General features: G+C 34.0%; 17 protein-coding genes and 1 tRNA gene. 12 read left to right on the top strand and 6 right to left on the bottom strand.

The genetic code is table 11. The annotated features are described in order from the left end of the window. Window positions 1-37 precede the first annotated feature (37 nt). The 7 genes from FEM21_RS14130 (at window position 38) to FEM21_RS14100 (ending at window position 7,805) form a co-directional block, all read left to right on the top strand. The gene (locus tag FEM21_RS14130; protein ID WP_035661647.1) at window positions 38-958 is read left to right on the top strand and encodes a homoserine kinase; all 921 of its coding nucleotides are present in this window, start codon (window positions 38-40) and stop codon (window positions 956-958) included. Window positions 959-1,081: 123 nt separating this feature from the next. Beyond that, entirely contained in the window at window positions 1,082-2,371 is a 1,290-nt protein-coding gene (gene thrC, locus FEM21_RS14125; RefSeq protein WP_035661644.1) for a threonine synthase, read from the top strand. Between the two features lie 201 nt (window positions 2,372-2,572). Then, entirely contained in the window at window positions 2,573-4,924 is a 2,352-nt protein-coding gene (locus tag FEM21_RS16340) for an AAA family ATPase (protein ID WP_051627616.1), read from the top strand. Further along, entirely contained in the window at window positions 4,921-5,739 is an 819-nt protein-coding gene (locus FEM21_RS16335; RefSeq protein WP_051627615.1) for an HNH endonuclease family protein, read from the top strand. Before FEM21_RS16340 ends, FEM21_RS16335 begins: the two co-directional genes overlap by 4 nt. A 221-nt stretch (window positions 5,740-5,960) precedes the next feature. Beyond that, entirely contained in the window at window positions 5,961-6,488 is a 528-nt protein-coding gene (locus tag FEM21_RS14110) for a hypothetical protein (RefSeq protein ID WP_152547417.1), read from the top strand. 289 nt (window positions 6,489-6,777) lie between these two features. Then, on the top strand, window positions 6,778-7,311 hold the full coding sequence (locus FEM21_RS14105; RefSeq protein WP_035661636.1) for a dihydrofolate reductase family protein: 534 nt from the start codon (window positions 6,778-6,780) through the stop codon (window positions 7,309-7,311). 98 nt (window positions 7,312-7,409) lie between these two features. After that, entirely contained in the window at window positions 7,410-7,805 is a 396-nt protein-coding gene (locus tag FEM21_RS14100) for a VOC family protein (RefSeq protein WP_035661633.1), read from the top strand. Between the two features lie 122 nt (window positions 7,806-7,927). Here FEM21_RS14100 and FEM21_RS14095 read toward each other — a convergent pair whose 3' ends face one another. Both FEM21_RS14095 and FEM21_RS14090 read right to left on the bottom strand, forming a co-directional pair. Further along, on the bottom strand, window positions 7,928-8,407 hold the full coding sequence (locus tag FEM21_RS14095) for a hypothetical protein (protein WP_035661630.1): 480 nt from the start codon (window positions 8,405-8,407) through the stop codon (window positions 7,928-7,930). Window positions 8,408-8,549: 142 nt separating this feature from the next. Continuing rightward, entirely contained in the window at window positions 8,550-9,335 is a 786-nt protein-coding gene (locus tag FEM21_RS14090) for a glucose 1-dehydrogenase (RefSeq protein ID WP_035661628.1), read from the bottom strand. Window positions 9,336-9,595: 260 nt separating this feature from the next. Here FEM21_RS14090 and FEM21_RS14085 point away from each other — a divergent pair, with 260 nt between their 5' ends. Then, window positions 9,596-10,798 carry a PAS domain-containing sensor histidine kinase gene (locus tag FEM21_RS14085; RefSeq protein ID WP_051627614.1) on the top strand — a complete coding sequence of 401 codons (1,203 nt, stop codon included), beginning with the start codon at window positions 9,596-9,598 and terminating at the stop codon, window positions 10,796-10,798. Window positions 10,799-10,907: 109 nt separating this feature from the next. Here the strand turns inward: FEM21_RS14085 and FEM21_RS14080 are convergent. The 4 genes from FEM21_RS14080 to FEM21_RS14065 all read right to left on the bottom strand — a co-directional run bounded on the left by FEM21_RS14080 (window position 10,908) and on the right by FEM21_RS14065 (window position 13,464). Continuing rightward, window positions 10,908-10,981: transfer RNA gene (locus FEM21_RS14080), tRNA-His, on the bottom strand. Window positions 10,982-11,056: 75 nt separating this feature from the next. Beyond that, entirely contained in the window at window positions 11,057-11,773 is a 717-nt protein-coding gene (bshB1, locus tag FEM21_RS14075; RefSeq protein WP_035661625.1) for a bacillithiol biosynthesis deacetylase BshB1, read from the bottom strand. Window positions 11,774-11,928: 155 nt separating this feature from the next. Next, window positions 11,929-12,990, bottom strand: coding sequence for a chorismate-binding protein (locus FEM21_RS14070; protein ID WP_035661621.1), 1,062 nt, complete (start codon window positions 12,988-12,990; stop codon window positions 11,929-11,931). Window positions 12,991-13,035: 45 nt separating this feature from the next. After that, complete coding sequence (locus tag FEM21_RS14065) at window positions 13,036-13,464, bottom strand: PaaI family thioesterase (RefSeq protein ID WP_035661618.1); 429 nt, start codon at window positions 13,462-13,464, stop codon at window positions 13,036-13,038. Window positions 13,465-13,603: 139 nt separating this feature from the next. Between FEM21_RS14065 and FEM21_RS14060 the strand changes: the two genes are divergently transcribed. The 4 genes from FEM21_RS14060 (at window position 13,604) to FEM21_RS14045 (ending at window position 20,103) form a co-directional block, all read left to right on the top strand. Next, complete coding sequence (locus FEM21_RS14060; protein ID WP_035661615.1) at window positions 13,604-15,115, top strand: hypothetical protein; 1,512 nt, start codon at window positions 13,604-13,606, stop codon at window positions 15,113-15,115. A gap of 278 nt (window positions 15,116-15,393) precedes the next feature. Continuing rightward, on the top strand, window positions 15,394-19,047 hold the full coding sequence (gene purL / locus FEM21_RS14055; RefSeq protein WP_035661613.1) for a phosphoribosylformylglycinamidine synthase: 3,654 nt from the start codon (window positions 15,394-15,396) through the stop codon (window positions 19,045-19,047). Window positions 19,048-19,168: 121 nt separating this feature from the next. After that, complete coding sequence (locus FEM21_RS14050) at window positions 19,169-19,615, top strand: DUF2059 domain-containing protein (protein ID WP_035661610.1); 447 nt, start codon at window positions 19,169-19,171, stop codon at window positions 19,613-19,615. A 62-nt stretch (window positions 19,616-19,677) separates the two neighbouring features. Then, window positions 19,678-20,103, top strand: coding sequence for an HIT family protein (locus FEM21_RS14045; protein WP_035661607.1), 426 nt, complete (start codon window positions 19,678-19,680; stop codon window positions 20,101-20,103). Window positions 20,104-20,240: the final 137 nt, after the last annotated feature.

Below are 20,240 nucleotides of genomic sequence, written 5' to 3'. Positions count from 1 at the left end.
GAACTCAGAATCTTAGAAACTGAGAAACTATAAAAAAATGAATGAAGTAAAAGTATTTTGTCCTGCAACTATTGCCAACCTTTCCTGCGGATTTGACGTTTTGGGATTGTGTTTAGACAATGTAGGTGACGAAATGATTGTTCGAAAAACAGCCGAAAAAGGCATTCGCATCACTAAAATTGAAGGTGCCAATTTACCTTTGGAAACTGAGAAAAACGTTTCAGGAGTTGCTTTATTAGCGATGCTGGAAGAAGTAGATGCCGATTTTGGTTTCGAAATCGAAATTTACAAACACATCAAGGCCGGAAGTGGAATTGGTAGTTCGGCGGCTAGTTCGGCGGGAGCGGTTTTTGCTGCCAATGAATTATTAGGTAGACCTTTTTCCAGAAAAGAATTGGTAAAATTTGCAATGCAAGGCGAAAAACTGGCTTCAGGAAACGCCCATGCTGATAATGTTGCCCCTGCCCTTTTAGGCGGATTTACATTGGTAAGAAGTTCAAATCCTTTGGATATTATCAAAATTGATAGTCCGGACGAATTGTACGCAACTGTAATTCACCCGCAAATTGAATTAAAAACATCCGATGCGCGTTCGGTATTAAAACAAACTGTTTCGCTAAAAAGCGCCATTACCCAATGGGGAAATGTAGGCGGATTAGTGGCAGGATTATACACTCAGGATTACGACCTAATCGGGCGTTCATTACACGATGAAATCGTTGAGCCGTTACGAAGTGTATTGATTCCGGGATTTGATTTAATCAAACAATCAGCATTAGAAAACGGAGCTTTAGGTTCAGGAATTTCAGGTTCAGGACCTTCTATTTTTGCGTTAAGCAGAGGAAAAGAAACCGCCGAAAAAATCGCCAAAGGCATGACCGCCGTTTACGACGAAATCAATTTACCGTATGAAATTCATGTGTGTAAGGTGAACGATACGGGGATGAAAGTAATTTAATTCCTCCCCAACCCCTCCGAAGGAGGGGCTTTAATATAAACGATAATAGTAAATGATATTCCCAGTTTTACCTCCCTCCCCTTTGGGGAGGGCTGGGGTGGGGATTCTAAAATATAGCATAAAATGAAATATTACAGTTTAAACCATAACGCAGCAAAAGTTTCTTTTCAGGAAGCCGTAATTCAGGGATTAGCAGCCGATAAAGGATTGTATTTTCCGGAAAGTATTACACCGCTTCCAAAATCGTTTTTTGACAATATCGAAAACTTAACTAACGAGGAAATTGCTTTTGAAGCGATCCAACAATTTGTAGGAGACGAAATCCCTGCATCGACATTAAAACAAATCATTTCAGAGACTTTGTGCTTTGATTTCCCAGTAGTTCCTGTAGAAAACGGAATCTATTCGCTTGAATTATTCCACGGGCCTACTATGGCATTTAAGGACGTTGGAGCTCGTTTTATGTCTCGTTGTCTGGGTTATTTTAACAAAGATAAAAAAGACAATACGAATACTGTTCTTGTAGCTACTTCCGGAGACACAGGAGGCGCTGTTGCCAGCGGTTTCCTTGCCGTACAAGGCGTTGAAGTGGTTATTCTTTACCCTTCCGGAAAAGTGAGCGATATTCAGGAAAGACAATTAACTACGCTGGGACAAAACATCAAAGCATTGGAAGTTGACGGTGTTTTTGACGATTGCCAGGATATGGTGAAGAAAGCATTCTTAGACGAAAGCTTAGCACATAAAAACCTGACTTCGGCTAACTCGATTAATATTGCACGCTGGTTGCCACAAATGTTTTATTTCTTCTTTGCTTACAAAGCATTGAAATCACAAGGGAAAGAATTGGTTTTCTCTTGTCCAAGTGGAAATTTCGGAAACATTTGCGCAGGAATCATCGCTAAAAAAATGGGTTTACCTGTTACTCATTTTGTGGCTTCAACGAATGTTAACGATACCGTTCCAAGATTTTTAGTAGACGGAAAATACGATCCAAAACCATCTATCGCTACGATTTCTAACGCTATGGACGTAGGAAATCCAAGTAACTTTATCCGTATTCAGGAAATGTATGGAAATGATTTGGAGCAGTTTAAAAAAGATTTCTCTTCTTATACTTATAATGACGAAGAAACTTTAGAAGCACTAAAAAATATTTACAAAACCGACGGTTACATTGCCGAACCACACGGAGCAGTAGGTTATTTAGGTTTGAAAAAAGAATTGGAAAACTACCCGAATGCTATTGGCGTTTTCTTAGAAACCGCGCACCCTATCAAGTTTTTAGATGTGGTAGAACCAGCCTTAGGAATAACATTGCCTATTCCAACTCAAATTGAAAGCGTACTGAACAAAGAAAAAGTAAGTACTAAAATCAAGACTTATGACGAATTGAAAGCCTTTTTAGGATAAGATTCAAAAACACAAATACACAAACGGCTAGGAAGTAATTTCTAGCCGTTTTTTTGTGGTTCATAGCTAAAAAACATTAAGTAAAATAATACAGTGAACTAATTTTTGTAAGATTTATTTATATATTAGCAAAAAAAATAATGTATTGTAAAATCATACATATAAGCGAGTTATGATCAATACAAACAAAACCAGTAAAATATGCCAACTATTTTAAATAAGCAAGGATTAACTTCATTACCGAAAATACCTTTAGCAGAGGTTCATCTACACGCTGAGTACAACCAATTATCTGAAATACCGGACTCGATAGGTTCCTTAGTTAATTTAAACCGACTATATTTAAGAAACAATAAAATTAAAATTTTATCAAAAGAAATTGGCAATTTAAAAAAGCTACAATTATTGTTATTGGGAAATAATCAAATTGATAATTTACCTTTAGAAATTGGTAATTTGACTTCGCTAACACAGTTGAGAATTGAAAATAACAAGTTGAGTGATTTACCTAGTGAAATAGGACTCTTAACTAATTTGACCCATTTATTTCTAGAAAACAACCAATTAAATTATCTTCCTGAAGAAATAAAAAAACTGACAAAACTAGTACATCTTTCAATTAACGGTAATAATTTAAAATTACCTGAAGATTATGCCCCTAATAATCCAAAAAAAACAATTGAATATATTCTTCAACATCAAGATAATTTATCAGCAAAAAACTCATTAATAACTGATAAAGCTTATTATTTTATTAATGCAAGTAAAGAAAACATTACAGAAAACTATAAAAAATTAGTTAAAGATTTTTCAATTTTAAATTCTATAGAATTTATTCCGATTATTTCTGAAGAAGAAATTAATAAAGATACAAACATTGTATTTATTATATGTCCAATTGATGCTCACACAGACACGAGTCTTTTAAATAAAATAGCGAAACAGTGTAAAAAAATGGGAAAAAGATTCTTCATTTTTATTCAAGATCAATTCATCGAAACTGATTTTAATTCAGCCAACCTTGATAATTGGAATACATTCCAGAAAACAAAGGCTTTGGTCAATAAAGATTTCTCAAATGAATTTAACCCATTCAGTTCATATGAAGAATTAAATAATTTAACCTTTGAGGCACTTAAACAACACAAACCAAATATTAAATTAGAGAAGTTAACATTAGAAAACATTGGGCACTTTGACAATTTGGAGATAACATTTGATGATGAAATAACCTGCCTAATTGGAGAAAATGGAAGTGGAAAAAGCACAATCCTAAAATCAATTGCTTTAGCTATTATTGGTGGAAACCATAAAAATATCCAAGAATCAGCTAAACGCAGTTTTTTAAAAATCCTAGGTTTTGATAACGATAAATTTACATATCAAAATGGTCTTATTAAACTCGATTATACTATAGATGGAAAAGAAAATTCTAACGAGATAATTTTAGTTCCAAATGATAATGGTAATGATATTAATTTTTCAGCTACTAATGAATCTAAAATTATATATAACAATTACAACTTAAAATCACTTGTAATTGGTTTTCCACAAGAAAGAGGAATTGATAATAATAGTAATTCAAATTTTATTCAAAGTAAAAACACTCAGCCTCATATCAATGATTTAATTCCTTTAATTAATGGAAGTGATGAATTTAGGTTAAGGTCTTTTTCTGATTGGATTGCAAACCTATATTTTGATTCAATAAAAAAGAACGAAGGCGGTGATTCTTCCTATTCAGAGAGAGTATTAATCGAGACAGTATTTTCAGTTATTTCAAATATTACTAAAAAAGAAATTAAATTCAAGACAGTTACCAAAGTTGCACCTCCTGATGTTTGGGTATTTACTAATGACGCACCAAATGGTATTCCTCTAAGCTTGATTAGTCAAGGATTTAGAATGATGATTGGTTGGATTGGTCATCTTATGCAAAGATTTGTCGATACTTTTCCTCTTTCAAACCCAATCTCTGCTTTTCAAGAAAATGCAATTGTAATAATAGATGAAGTAGATATCTCTATGCATCCATTATGGCAAGTATCTTTTATCGAAATATTAAGGGAAATTTTTCCAAAAACACAATTTATATGCTCAACACATGATCCATTAATTATTGGTGGCTTATTAAAATCACAAGTTCGAATATTCAATGAAACAGATGGAAATATAAATGTTTTTGAACCAGATATTGATCCTAAAGGGTTAGGTGTTGCCGGTATCCTTACTAGTGAATTCTTTGGCTTACCTTCTATTCTAGATAAAAAAACTTTAGAAGACTTACAGGAGAAACGAAGATTACAAATTTTATTCAAAGACGATAAACTTGATGATGATCAAAAAAAGAAACTGATTGTACTGGAAGACAAACTTGAAAAATATGGTTTTACGAAATATCAGAGAGATCCTTTATACCAGAAATTTATTTTTGCTTTTATGCAAAGAGAAGAACTGAAAAAGAATCCAATAAATAGCGTAGAAAAGGGAATTCAGGATAAAATAATGGTAGATATTTTAGATGAAATACTAAACGAAGAGAGAAAATCATGAGGTATATTGACCTAACAAAACTTGAATTACCGGCTGATTGGGAAAATAAAGCTAAAGCTTTAAATAATAAATTATTAGCAGCTAAAGATGACACAGAGAGGGCAGAAATTTTAAAAAAAAATCCCATTTGGCAAGAATTATTTATTCCTTTACAAAAACTTTCCATAGGAAAATGTTGGTATTCGGAAGCAAAAGATATAATGTCAGATAGAGATATTGATCATTTCAGACCTAAAAATGAAGCAAAAAATCTTGACAATATGACTAGAGATGGTTATTGGTGGTTAGCATATGATTGGGAAAATTATAGATTTTCATCAACTTATAGTAATCAAAAAAGATACGATAAATTTGATACAAACAAAGAAGTAGGTGGCAAATCTTCATATTTCCCCCTTTTCCCAAATAGTTATGTTGCATTAACAAAACGAAGGCTAACTGATGAAGATATAATGCTTTTAGATCCAATTGACGAAGATGATCCTTGTCTTTTAACTTTTGATAGTTTTGGTGAAGCTATTCCTAATACAGTTTCATCTAAAGACATTGAAAGAGTAAAAGTTTCAATAAGATTATATCATTTAGATCATACTCCGTTAAAGGAAGAAAGACAAAAGGTTTGGGACAAGTGTCAACGATTTATAAATGAAATTCAAGAAATCAACCTTTTACCAGACATGAGTATTTCAGATAAATCAAGAGTGAAATTTTTAAAACAACAAATTAAAAATATGACTAAAATTGACGAAGAACTTTCATCCGTAGCAATCGCTTGTATTGAGCAGAATAAGCTTTCAAGAATGTTAAGAATATAACGAAATATTACCCTCACTGGCGCTCGTTTCCAACGAGTTCCTACCTATTTCAATAAACAAACGAAGTGTTTGCAACGCGAGTCCCGATAGCGAGGATTTGCAATCCGTGCCCGCAAAGATGAGCAAATACAAATACTTTGTAGAGTTAATTGATGAGATTCTTCCTTCGTCAGAATGACAAATTAAACAGTAACTCTTCCATATTAAAACAAAAATCAAACGTGAAAAAAAACTTTCTCTACCTAGCATTCTTAGCTATATTAACTATTTCAACTAGCAGCTGTTCTGGCACAATTAACACCGTAAAATATTCCGTTCCTGAAAACATAGCACAAAAGAAAGCCTATATAGTTTCGGCTGAAAACTCTCAATACATCCAATTTAAGCCTGGTGTAGTCTTGCCAATGGTAGGCTATATTGTTTTACCTGACGACTCCTCAAAAGAACACGAAATTATTGGCAACACAGATCTTGTTATAAAAAACGAAGTCGAGAAATATGGAATTAAAGCTGAAATTGTAAAAAAAGATGATAAACTTGGGGATTTTGATTTTTTAATTGAATACCATGACACCTGGAGATGGGATTTTAAAAAAATATTAGACAAACTAGAAATAGTGATTATTTCGCCAGAGGGAACTGTGATTTCAAAATCAGAATACAATATTTATAAGAATAAAGAACTACATAACTTCCCCACTCCTGAAAAAGAAGTTCCTAAAATGATTAAAGAACTTTTAGAAAAATAGTACCATAATTGCAAATAACTACAGCAATTATAAACTACCATCACCAAAGTTACAAATACCTTTGAGGAACTTACAATTGCCGTTGAGGAAATTAAAAATGTCGTTGAGCAATTTACAAATACCGTTGAGGAAGTTGTAAAACTCCTTGAGGAAACTGCAAATGCCTTTGAGTGAATTGTAAATAACTTTGAGCAAAATCAAAATGATATTGAGCAATTTGTAAATACCTTTGAGTAAAATAAAACTGCACACTTAACTGCTATTTATTACACCATAAAATTCAAAACAAATGCGAAAACTAGCACTTTTTATTGCCACAAGTGTAGATGGCTACATTGCAAAACCTAATGATGATCTTAGTTTTTTAAAACTCGTTGAAAAGGAAGGCGAAGACTATGGTTATGCCGAATTTACAGCCACTATTGACACCATAATCATTGGCAGAAAAACCTATGATTATGTAGTAAAAGAAATTGGTGTATCTCATTACGATAACGGACAACGCGATGTTTATGTAATAACACGAGAACAAAAACCGCAAGTAGGCAGAACGACTTTCTACAGCGGAGATCTGACCGAATTAGTAAACCGGTTAAAGCAGGAAAAAGGAAAGAATATTTATTGTGATGGCGGAGCTGAAATAATCAATGAATTACTGCAACGCGATTTAATAGACGAGTTGATAATTTCTGTCATCCCCATTTTATTGGGCAAAGGAACAAGACTCTTTAAAGACGACAGACCTGAACAATTACTTGAATTTGTAACTGCAAAAACATTTGATACAGGACTAACACAGCTACATTACAAACGAAAAAAGTAATACCAACACTTTTACACGAATCCTTTTTCTTTGTTAACTAAACAAATAATATAAGCTTATTTCATTAACTTTAATTATTATCTAAAAAGCTAAAGTATATGGAAACTAAAATGATATGGGCGAATCTGGTTTCGCATGATTTGCAAAAAACAATTGAATTTTACACGGGTTTGGGTTTCAAAAAAAACGGACATGAAACTCCCGAACTCGTAAGTTTTACTGTTGCAGAAAATAATTTTGTAATTAACTTTTTCTTACCTAAAAGATTCGAAAAAGCTTTAAATGGCAAAATTACCAATGCTAAAAATGAAAACGAAATTATCTTTTCTTTATCGGCTAAGAGTGTTGAAGAAGTGGATCAATGGCATGAAAAAGTAAAACAAATAGGCGGCACTATTTTTTGTGAACCCGAAAAATTTGAAGTTGGCTATACCTTTGGTTTTGCTGATCCTGATGGTCATAAATTCAATTTTCTATATTGGCCCGGAATGTAGTTTTCCTTTCTATAAAAAATAAAATTAATCTATTTTCGGTTATACTCTTTAAAACAAAAACTGCCATACAATTCATTCGTATGGCAGTTTTTTTATTGTGATCTTGCTAAAACTATTTTGTATTATTTAGCTACGCAGTCAACAGCTAAGAATTTATATTTTACATTGTCAAAATCAATTGGTTTTCCTTTAGCAAAATAAGAACGTCCTAAATAAGTTTCTATTTCACCATTACCTAACACAAGCGTATCGCCTCTTTTTAATATCGCCAACGGATTTTTGAAAGTTGCTTTTTCATTTTTCCCCTGAATAAAACTATAATCTGCAAATAAGGTATCGCCACGGAATGCTCCCTCGATATCTCCTACTCTTTCGGTCATGGCATATACTTTCATTACCATATCTCCCGAAACTTTTCCGTCCTTCAGGGTATTTATTTTTAATTCGATGGTATCATTTTCATACACAGCTTTATAACAGTTTACGCTTATTGGTTTTTCATCCTTGGCAGCAGTGGTTGTAGTATCTTTTGCTTTTTCATCTTTACAACTTTGGAATACCATACCTGCCAATAACAAGCAACACAAACCTAGATTTTTCATAGTAATACTATTTTAGTTAAATATTTTATCAGAATTCTAGTCACTAATTTACATATAAATTGCTGAAATCATCGGATAAAAACATAAAAAAAGCTACATTTTAAAAAAGATGTAGCTTTCGTATTTTAATAATTTTTAAACCTTATTCGGCATTTCCATACATATTAGATTCTCCGCCATCAATCGCAATGGTTTGCCCACTCACATAGCCGTTGTCTTTACTGATTAAGAAAGCTACTAATTTACCAACGTCTTTTGGATCTCCCAAAGCTCTGGTTGGATTGTGTTTTGCATATTGTTCTTCGGCAGCTTTAGGATTTTCGGGATTCACCTGCTTAAAAGCTTCAGCCACCATTGGAGTCAAAATAGCTCCTGGCGCAATAGCATTGGTTAGAATTCCGTCTTTACCATATTCCACCGCTGCATTTTTAGTCATTCCCGAAACGGCATGTTTACTGGCAACATACGGCATTTGATTTAGCACTCCTCTAATTCCTCCCACAGAGGCGACATTTACAATACGGCCGTATTTTTGCTTTTGCATCACAGGAATCACATAGCGTAAACCATAATACACGCCCATCAAGTTAATATCAATTACTTTCTTAAAGATATCCAAATCATATTCGGTAATCGAAGCCTGTTTTCCTTCAATACCTGCATTGTTGTACAAACCGTCGATACGTCCAAACTCCTTTACAGCGGTATCAACATAGTTTTTTACCTGTTCTTCATTAGAAACATCTGCTTTTACCGTTACAATTTTTATTCCCGAATAGTTTTTTTTCAGGTCTTCAGCCGCCTTATCTAAACTTTCGTCATTATAATCTACTAATACCAAATTAGCACCTTTTTTAGCCAATTCTTCGGCAGCAGCAAAACCTAAACCCATTGCAGCACCCGTTATAATAATTACCTGATCTTTCATAATATCTAAATTTTAAATTTTATCATTTTTATAAAGTTAGAAATAGCAACCAGCAAATTCCGTTAATAATCTGCTAATGTTTTCCCAATAACTATGAATGGGAATATTCTTAATTTTATCTGACTTTTATCAAACTTTTAAAAAAGATCAAGATACAAATGAAAAAACGAAACTTATTTTAACAAACGTTGAACGAACATTTTTAAGCAATTTTTGTATGTTTACAATAATACAACTAAAGGTACAACTTACAAACTACTATGCTTACCGATAAAACACTAGAAGAAATTAAACTGGAAAAAAGTGAGGCTTTCAATAAAATTATGCTTGAAAGCAGTCCTGATTGCCTAAAAATTCTAGATGTAGAAGGCCGATTACAGTTCATGAACTTTAATGGATTGTGTCAAATGGAAATTGACGATTTTAATCATTTTAAAAATCAGGTATGGTGGGATTTATGGGGTGATGAAAACAAAAACTTAGTTAAACAATCTGTCGAAACTGCTTTACAGGGTAAAGCAACCGAATTTTCGGCATTTTGTCCAACAGCCAAAGGAAATCCCAGATGGTGGCACATTACGATAACACCTGTAGGTTCGCCCACCAATGGTATTTATCAGTTATTATCCGTTTCGAGAGATATCACTGCACAAAAAAAAGCCGAAGATGAAATTATTGCCCTTAATAATTCGCTAGAAGAAAAAGTAAAAATCCGTACCGAAGAATTGCTTGACAAAAATATCCAGTTAGAAAAAACTAATATCGAACTGGCTACTTTCAACCGCATTGTAAGCCACGATTTACAAGAACCTTTGCGTAAAATACAAATGTTTAGTAAGCTTATTCTCGAAAAAGAAAAAAACATTGATGAATCGCATGTTCATTTCAATCGAATTCTAAAATCGACTGATCGAATGCGCAATTTAATTGATGCTATTCATAACTTTTCTATTTCAAAGCACAGCAAAGTCATTTTTGAAAACTGTGATTTAAATGAAGTTTTGGTTGATATTACAGATTATTTCAGTCACATCATCGAACAAAAAAAAGCCACAATTACTATTGACGATTTGCCTGTTGTAAAAGCTTCAAAAATTTTAATTACTCAGGTAATTATCAATATTCTGGATAATGCTTTAAAATATAGTAAAAATGACATTGCACCATCTATACACATTACTGCAGAAGTGATTAATTCAAATGAGTTCCAGATTCCTGTAGCAACAACGTCAGATTCATTCTATGCCATTACAATAAAAGATAACGGAATTGGCTTTAAAGACGAATACAAATACCAAATATTTGAAGTTTTTAAACGCTTGCACAGCAAAGATGAGTTTCTGGGAACCGGAATAGGATTAGCTATTTGCAAAACCATTATCGAAAACCACGGCGGATGGATTGAAGGAAAAAGCAATGTGGATATTGGTTCTCAATTTATTATCTATTTACCCAAAAATTAAAATTCGAATGGATTTCAACAAGTTTAAAATTGGCATAAAATAATTCGAAAACTACTCAAAATTATAGATACAAAAAAAGCCTCTTCTTTCGAAGAGGCTTTTGCTTTTGGGTGGATGACCGGGTTCGAACCGGCGACCCTCGGCACCACAAACCGATGCTCTAACCAGCTGAGCTACAACCACCATTTGCTTTGCGAGTGCAAATATACAACGTTTATTGACTTCTACAAACTATTTGAGCAAAAAAAATTAATAATTTTACAGTAAATCTGCTAAACTACTGACGGCCAAACACCTTTCTACTGTAAAACCTTCGGCAAATTCTAAACCTACAAGCCTGCCTAAGTCTCTTGAACGATAATTTAAGCTTTCAAAGAAGTTTTTAGAGGTAATTGGCGACTCTGGTTCGGTAGAATTTGGATCATAAAACTGAGAACGGTAAGCTAAAATAGCTTCAATCTTCTTATCGGTAAATCCTGTAATGTCTACCACAAAGTCAGGTTCGAGGTTTTTCCACTGAATATAATGATAAACCAACTTAGGGCGCCAAGCAGTTTGCGGTTCTCCATCAAGCTCCGTTTCTATTTTCATCAAACCTGATAAAAAACAAGCATCCGAAACTAATTTACTTCCTTTTCCATGGTCAATATGACGGTCTTCAACAGCATTACACAAAACGATTTCAGGTTGGTACTTTCGAATCATTTTGATAATCTCGATTTGGTGTGCTTCATCGTTAACGAAAAAACCATCTCTCATGTTCAGATTCTCTCTAACCGAAACACCTAATATTTTTGCAGCAGCACTCGCCTCCTGATCTCTAATTTCCGCCGAACCACGTGTTCCTAATTCGCCTCGGGTTAAATCTACAATACCCACTTTTTTCCCTAAGGAAACTTCTTTTAAAATTGTTCCGGCACAACCTAATTCTACATCATCAGGATGCGCTCCAAACGCTAATATGTCTAATTTCATTATTTCTTTTTTTCCTCCCCCAGCCCCCTCCAAAGGAAGGGGAGACTGTACGGAGTTTTATTGTGTTATTCCTTAATGTTTTAATTTTTGCTTTCTAAAATCTGACTTCCATCTTATAATCTTAACCTCTACCCCCTAACTTCTAACCTCTAACTTCAAAGTACGCTCTTCATCGTCATCGACTTGTTCACGCTTTCTTTCCATTCTTTTTCAGGAATACTTTCTTTCGTAATTCCGCACCCCATGTATAAATGTGCTTTTTGCCCTTTAATTTGCATGCAACGTAAATTCACATACAAATCAGATTTTTGTTTTTTCTCAGTAAAATCCTTTTTGTTCAATTCGCCTAAAAAACCGGTATAATACTTTCGATCGTAATTTTCATTTTCTAAAATGAATTCTTTCGCTAAATCTTTGGGTAAACCACAAACTGCAGGCGTAGGATGCAAAACAGAAACTACCTGATTCAATTTAGATGTTTTATTGATGATTCCCTCAATATCAGTCTTAATGTGCAACACATTTCCCGCCTGAACGGTATACGGACTGGAAATCGCTACCTCTGAAGTTAATCCTTTGAGGTTTTCTAATATAAAATCGGTTACGTATTGCTGCTCGGCAATTTCTTTTTGTTCCCAGACTACTTCGGCAGTACCGTTAAAATTTTGTGTTCCTGCTAATGCCATTGTACAAAACTTTTTGCGGCTGGCTTTCAGTAATCGTTCAGGAGTCGCTCCCATCCACAGTCCTATTTTTGGGTGGTACCAGCAATAACAAAAAACATTAGGAAAACGCTGAATTAATCTTGTAAAAACGGTTACCAAATCAAAATTGGGTACTTCTAAGATTTCTTTTCGGGACAAAACTACTTTGGTAAAATCGCCTTTTTCAATAGCATCAATGGCTTTTTGAATCAAATTTTCGAAACGTGCTTTTTCCTGACCATTTTCTGAATACACAAAATCTTCTTTTTGATTTTCATCCAAAGAAGTAATATCAGCCTCCCAAATTACCGATTGATTTTTAGGAATCAATATCATTTGGTTGCCATTGAAAGGAGCAAATACAAAACCGGTTTCATCTAAAGTTTCAGCAAAATAAAGATGGTCGTTTTTTTGAAAAAAACCTCTCACCTCAGTTTTATAAGGCTTTTTATAAATGACAAATGGTAATTCCTGGGCTTCTTGCTGTTTTACTTTTATAAAAAAATCAATCATAATAGTAGTATATTAAAGATTCGTTTTTCTTCAAAAATCTATTCCTTATTTCTTTCTTTTTGGCAAAACCATATTGGTCAGCTTACAAAGCGAAATCAAATTATCTCTTTCGTCCACAATCCGAATTTCCCACAAATGAATACTCGCTCCCTGATGAATTATTCTCGCCGTTGCAGTAACCACACCTTCACGCTTGGCTTTTAAATGATTGGCCGAAATTTCGATACCGCGCACTTCACTCACTTCAGGATTGATGAATATAAAAGAAGCTGCGCTTCCTACACTTTCTGCTAATGCTACCGAAGCTCCGCCATGTAACAACCCCATAGGCTGATGAACACTTGGATTTACAGGCATTTTAGCAATAAGAAAACCTTCGCCAGCATCAATATATTCAATATTTAAGGTTTCCATTAAGGTATTTTTCGAAATACGATTGCAGTATTCCAGTATCTTTTCTTTATCGAATGTCATGAATTTTATTTTAATCGATTGTAAAAATAAAGAAAAGAATAGAGACTAGCCTCTTTATAAGAAGCATATTCTGCAATCGATTTTAAAATTAAGTTTTAACAAATAAGATTTTTTCTATTTTTACAAAAAAACAAAATCCATGCGTTGCTTTTCGCTACTTTTTATTTTCACTATTCTGATTACTCTTGGTTCTTGCCGTACTGATTTTTCAACAGTACTAAGCTCCGGGAAATTAGTATTTTCAAGAGATACAGTTTTTCTTGATACTGTTTTTTCGACCATTAGTTCCAGTACGTATGTATTGAAAGTGTATAATCATAGTAAAGAAGACATTAGCATTCCTACGATTAAATTTAGCAAAGGCTTAAATTCAAAATACCGCATGACCGTTGACGGAATGCAAGGCGAAAACAACAAAATTTTCAATAATGTAACTTTGTTAGCCAAGGATAGTTTGTATGTTTTTATCGAAACTACTCCCAATATTTCCGATGCGAATCCTAATGATTTTTTATACACTGACGATATTGAATTTGATAGCGGAACTAATTTGCAAAAAGTAGCTTTACTCACTCTGGTAAAAGATGCTGTTTTCTTATTTCCAAAAAATCTAGGCAATGGCAAAACCGAAACAGTCACTTTTGATGATACCGAATTCAGTGGTTTTTATTTGGACAAAAACGACTCTGTAAATGGTAACGAACTGCATTTTACCAATCAAAAACCGTATGTGATTTATGGTTACGCCACCGTTCCCAAAGGGAAAACAGTCATTTTTGATGCCGGAGCCAGAGTTTATTTTCATGCCAATTCAGGCTTGATTGTACCACAAGGAGCTACTTTACAATGCAACGGAAATGCTTCAACAACAAATAAACAGGAAAACGAAATTATTTTTGAAGGTGACCGCCTTGAAGCCGATTATGCGAATATCCCGGGACAATGGGCAACCATCTGGCTTCGTGAGGGTAGTACAAATCACAGCATCAATCATCTTACTATAAAAAATGCTACGATTGGTTTACGAATTGACAATCAGGATCAAACGACCGTTTCAATAAAAAACAGTCAGATTTACAATTCGTCCAACTATGGAATTCTGGCTCAAAATGCTCATATAAAAGGAGAAAACATAGTAATCAATACCGCTGGAAAAGCAGCATTAGCTTGTACTTACGGTGGAAATTACCAGTTTACACATTGTACTTTTAACAACAACTGGAATAGTTCGCAACAATTTGCATTAACAATCAGTAACTACAAATTTAACTCAAATTCTGAAACAAAAGACTTAATCCAAGCCACTTTTAACAATTGTATAATTTATGGCGCTTATGCTAATGAATTGAATTTAGAAAAACAAAACACAGCTATTTTTGAGTATCAATTCAATAATTGCTTACTAAAATCGGATGCTAATAGCTCAAATTCGTTATACAATTTTAATGAGACAGCGCATTACAACAACATCATTTTAAATCAAAGTCCGCGTTTTCTTGATATTGCAAAAAACAAATTGAATATCGACAATACTTCTGCGGCTTTCGCAAAAGGAAATCCTGTTTATGCAATACCTTTAGACATTAACGGAAAAACCAGAACTTCGCCTCCTGATTTGGGTGCTTACCAGAGTATGGCGTTTCCTAAATAAGTTTAAATTTTATTTAACCATAAAGAACACAAAGCTTTCGCTGAAACTTTTTTTTTATGATCTGAAATTATCCGTGTAAATCTGTGGCTAAAAATTAAGCACAAAGAGAAAGCTTTCGAAGTTGCCCGCCTTAAACCGCTTTCTAAATTCTGCAATCTGCTTTTTGTAAACTGAACACTGAATACTAGTGAAAAAGCTACTTTAAAAAGTCATTTTTACACTTGTTGTTACTGTTTTTTTAACCTAAATTTGCATCGCAATTCATCAAATAAAAAACAATGATTCATTTCTTTGAAAACCAAAGCAACGCAATTTTTGCCGTACAAACGCAAGGCGAAATTTCGGCTCAAGATATTTCTAAACTAAACTGGCTTTTTGCCAATGCAAATAAGATAGAGAAATCCGTATTGACGGATTTTTTTGTTGGTCCTCGCGCCACTATGATTACGCCTTGGAGTACCAACGCTGTAGAAATTACTCAAAACATGGGGATTTCAGGAATCATTCGTATCGAAGAATTCTACAAAGTATCGGCTGATTTCACTGATTTTGACCCGATGCTTTCGCAAAAATATACCGAGTTGAATCAGGATATTTTCACTATCAATATTCAACCGGAACCAATTTTAGAAATTGATAATATTGATGCTTATAACAAACAGGAAGGTTTGGCTTTAAGTATTGAAGAAGTTGAATATTTAGATAACTTAGCTACCAAATTAGGCAGAAAACTAACTGATTCTGAAATATTTGCTTTCTCTCAGGCTAATTCAGAGCACTGTCGTCACAAGATTTTCAACGGAACTTTTGTAATTGACGGTGAAGAAAAAGAAACTTCTCTTTTCAAATTAATCAAGAAAACATCTCAGGAAAATCCTAACGACATTGTTTCGGCTTACAAAGACAATGTGGCTTTTGTAAAAGGACCAAAAGTGCAACAATTTGCTCCAAAAACTGCCGACAAAGCTGATTTTTATGAAGTAAAAGAATTTGATTCGGTTATTTCATTAAAAGCAGAAACACATAATTTCCCAACAACTGTTGAGCCTTTTAACGGAGCTGCTACAGGTTCCGGAGGAGAAATTCGTGACCGCTTGGCTGGTGGACAAGGTTCGTTGCCATTAGCAGGAACTGCGGTTTACATGACTTCTTATTCTCGTTTAGAAGAAGAAAGACCATGGGAAAATGCCGTTGCCGAAAGAAAATGGCTGTACCAAACACCGATGGATATCTTAATCAAAGCTTCAAACGGAGCTTCTGATTTTGGAAATAAATTTGGTCAACCGTTGATTACCGGTTCTGTTTTAACATTCGAACATGAAGAAAACGACCGTAAAATTGGTTACGATAAAGTAATCATGCAGGCAGGTGGAATTGGTTACGGAAAATTAGATCAGGCTATCAAACACAAACCACAAGAAGGCGATAAAATCGTTATTCTAGGTGGAGAAAATTATAGAATCGGAATGGGTGGTGCTGCGGTTTCTTCTGCAGATACCGGAGCTTTTGGTTCAGGAATTGAGTTAAATGCTATCCAACGTTCGAATCCGGAAATGCAAAAACGTGCTGCTAATGCTATTCGTGGATTAGTCGAAAGCGATAACAATCCAATTGTTTCTATTCACGATCACGGTGCTGGTGGACACTTAAACTGTCTTTCGGAATTAGTGGAAGAAACAGGAGGTCTAATCGATTTAGATAAATTGCCTGTAGGTGACCCTACGCTTTCTTCAAAAGAAATTATTGGTAACGAATCTCAGGAAAGAATGGGATTAGTTATTGGTCAAAAAGACATTGATACTTTACAAAGAATTGCCGACAGAGAGCGTTCGCCAATGTATGAAGTAGGAGACGTAACCGGTGATCACCGTTTTACTTTCGAATCAAAAACTAATGGTGCTAAACCAATGGATTATGCTTTGGAAGATTTCTTTGGAAGTTCTCCAAAAACAGTAATGACCGATAAAACTATTGATTACAACTATAAAAACTTAGATTATTCTAAAGATAAAATTGCTACTTATTTAGAGCAGGTGTTACAACTGGAAGCTGTTGCTTCTAAAGACTGGCTGACTAACAAAGTAGACCGTTGTGTAGGTGGAAAAGTAGCAAAACAGCAAACTGCAGGTCCATTACAATTACCATTGAATAACTGTGGTGTAATGGCGTTAGATTTTCAAGGAAAAGAAGGAATTGCAACTTCAATAGGCCACGCTCCTATCGCTTCCTTAATTGACCCTGTTGCCGGAACAAGAACTGCTATTGCCGAATCATTATCAAATATTGTTTGGGCTCCAATAAAAGACGGATTGAAAGGAGTTTCATTGTCGGCTAACTGGATGTGGGCTTGTAAAAACGAAGGTGAAGACGCTCGTTTGTACGCTGCTGTTAAAGCTTGTTCTGACTTTGCTATCGAATTAGGAATCAATATTCCAACAGGAAAAGATTCACTTTCGATGAAACAAAAATATCCAAACGATGAAGTAATTGCACCGGGAACGGTAATTATTTCGGCTGCGGGTAACTGTACTGATATTAGAAAAGTAGTAGAGCCTGTTTTACAAAGAGATGGTGATTCTATTTACTATATCAATTTATCTCAGGATGATTTCAAATTAGGAGGATCTTCTTTTGCTCAAATTTTGAATACTATTGGTAATGAAACGCCAACAATTAAAGACGCTGCTTTCTTTAAAAAGGCATTCAATACGGTTCAGGAATTAATTTTGGATAACCAAATTGTAGCGGGTCACGATATTGGAAGTGGTGGTTTAATCACTACTTTATTAGAAATGTGTTTTGCTGATGTGAATTTAGGTGCTAAAATTGATTTCTCTGTTTTCGAAGAAAAAGATATCATCAAATACCTTTTTGCTGAGAATATCGGAATTGTGTTCCAGGCGAAAGAAGACATTGCTTTAGAAAGTAAATTAAACGCTAACGGAGTTTCTTTCTACAAATTAGGAACAGCAACAAATGAAGCTACTTTAAACTTTGGCGGTTGCCAATTAGATATTGCTAAATACAGAGACGTTTGGTTTAAAACTTCTTTCTTATTAGACCAAAAACAATCTAAAAACGGAACAGCTCAAGAGCGTTACGATAATTATAAAAACCAGGCATTAAACTTTAGTTTCCCTGCTCATTTTACAGGTAAAAAACCTGAAATTGATGCTTCAAAACCAAGACCAAAAGCAGCTATTATTCGTGAAAAAGGAAGTAATTCTGAGCGTGAAATGGCAAATGCAATGTATCTTGCTGGTTTTGATGTAAAAGACATCCACATGACTGATTTGATTTCAGGACGTGAAAATTTAGAAGATGTTCAATTCATTGGAGCTGTTGGTGGATTCTCTAACTCAGATGTTTTAGGTTCTGCTAAAGGTTGGGCCGGAGCTTTCAAATACAACGAAAAAGCTAATACAGCATTAAAAAACTTCTTTAAAAGAGAAGATACATTATCTGTTGGAATCTGTAATGGTTGCCAATTGTTCATGGAATTAGAAGTAATTAATCCGGAGCACGAAATACACGGAAAAATGCTGCACAACAATAGTCACAAACACGAAAGTATCTTTACTTCGGTAACAGTACAGGAAAATAATTCAGTGATGTTGTCAACTTTAGCCGGTACTACTTTAGGAGTTTGGGTTTCTCATGGTGAAGGTAAATTTAATTTACCAATGGGTGAAGAAAACTACAACATTGTTGGTAAATACGGTTACGATAGCTACCCTGCAAACCCTAATGGATCTGATTTCAACACAGCAATGTTGTGTGATGCTACAGGTCGTCACCTGGTAACAATGCCGCATATTGAGCGTTCTGTTTTCCAATGGAACTGGGCAAATTATCCAGCTAACAGAAACGATGAAGTTACTCCTTGGCAGGAAGCATTTGTTAATGCCAGAAAATGGATTGAAAACAACTAATTTTTAGTTTTAAAATAATGAAAAGCGTTCTCGAAAGAGAGCGCTTTTTTTGTGAGATAAATCTTTTTTACGAATAAGAAATTGTATATTCGAAATCTAATTATAAAACCAAAATAACTACATGAAAAAATCACTTTTAATTCTAAGTTTCTGTGTACTATCTTTCTCAGCGAATGCTCAAAACACTTCAAAAAGCGAAAAAATAAATCAACTGCTTGAATTAACAGGTTCTGGAAAAATAGGAATTCAGGTGATGAATCAAATGATGGAGCATCTTAAAAGTTCTTCCTCTGATTCTAAAGCCAAAATCGAATTTTTGGAAGAATTTAAAAAAGAAGTAAAAGCAGAAGATATACAAAATATGATTATCCCTATTTACGATAAATATTATACTGAAAGTGATATTGACCAATTAATTACTTTTTACAACTCCCCTATTGGAAAAAAAATGATTGCTACTATGCCTCAGGTAATGACAGAATCTATTATTGCAGGACAAGCTTGGGGAAAACAAATTGTAGAAAAATACCAAGCTAAACTTAAAGAAAAAGGCAATTTGGAAAAATAAAATAGTATCGATAGCTTTGCTAACGCTATTAAAACAATTTATAATTTATTAAAGAAAAAAATATGCCTACACCAGTTTCAGAATGTTTGTATTGTCAGGAAAATGAAACATTACACAACCTAATGATTAAAATTACCGACTTGAAAGTTTCTCAATTGTTCCTGTTTAAAGAGCAATCGTACACAGGTCGTTTAAATGTTGTTTACAAAGATCACGGAGTTGAATTTCATGAGTTAAGCGATGAACAACGCAATGCTTTTATGGACGATGTTAATACCACAGCAAATGCTATTGCAAAAGCTTTTAATCCTGATAAAATAAATTACGGTGCTTTTTCAGATAAATTATCCCACTTACATTTTCATATTGTACCTAAATATGCTGATGGTTATGGTTTTGGGAATGTTTTCGAAATGAACCCAAATAAAACTTTACTTTCAGATGCTGAATACGATGCTTTAATCGAAAAAATTAAAGCGGTTTTATAAAAAATCAATCGCTTGTTTATAACTACAATCCTCTTTTTTAATCGGTTAAAAAAGAGGATTTTTTATTTTCTGCCAATTCGTTTTAAGCAATTAATCTGTAACCATAAACAAAAGCATTTCTGTATCTGTACTTGTTT

Origin of the sequence: Flavobacterium seoulense, assembly GCF_000695795.1 — a bacterium.
Lineage (GTDB): Bacteria > Bacteroidota > Bacteroidia > Flavobacteriales > Flavobacteriaceae > Flavobacterium > Flavobacterium seoulense.
Note: the sequence above shows the minus strand (reverse complement) of the source record. Positions and strands in the feature narration are given on the sequence as shown.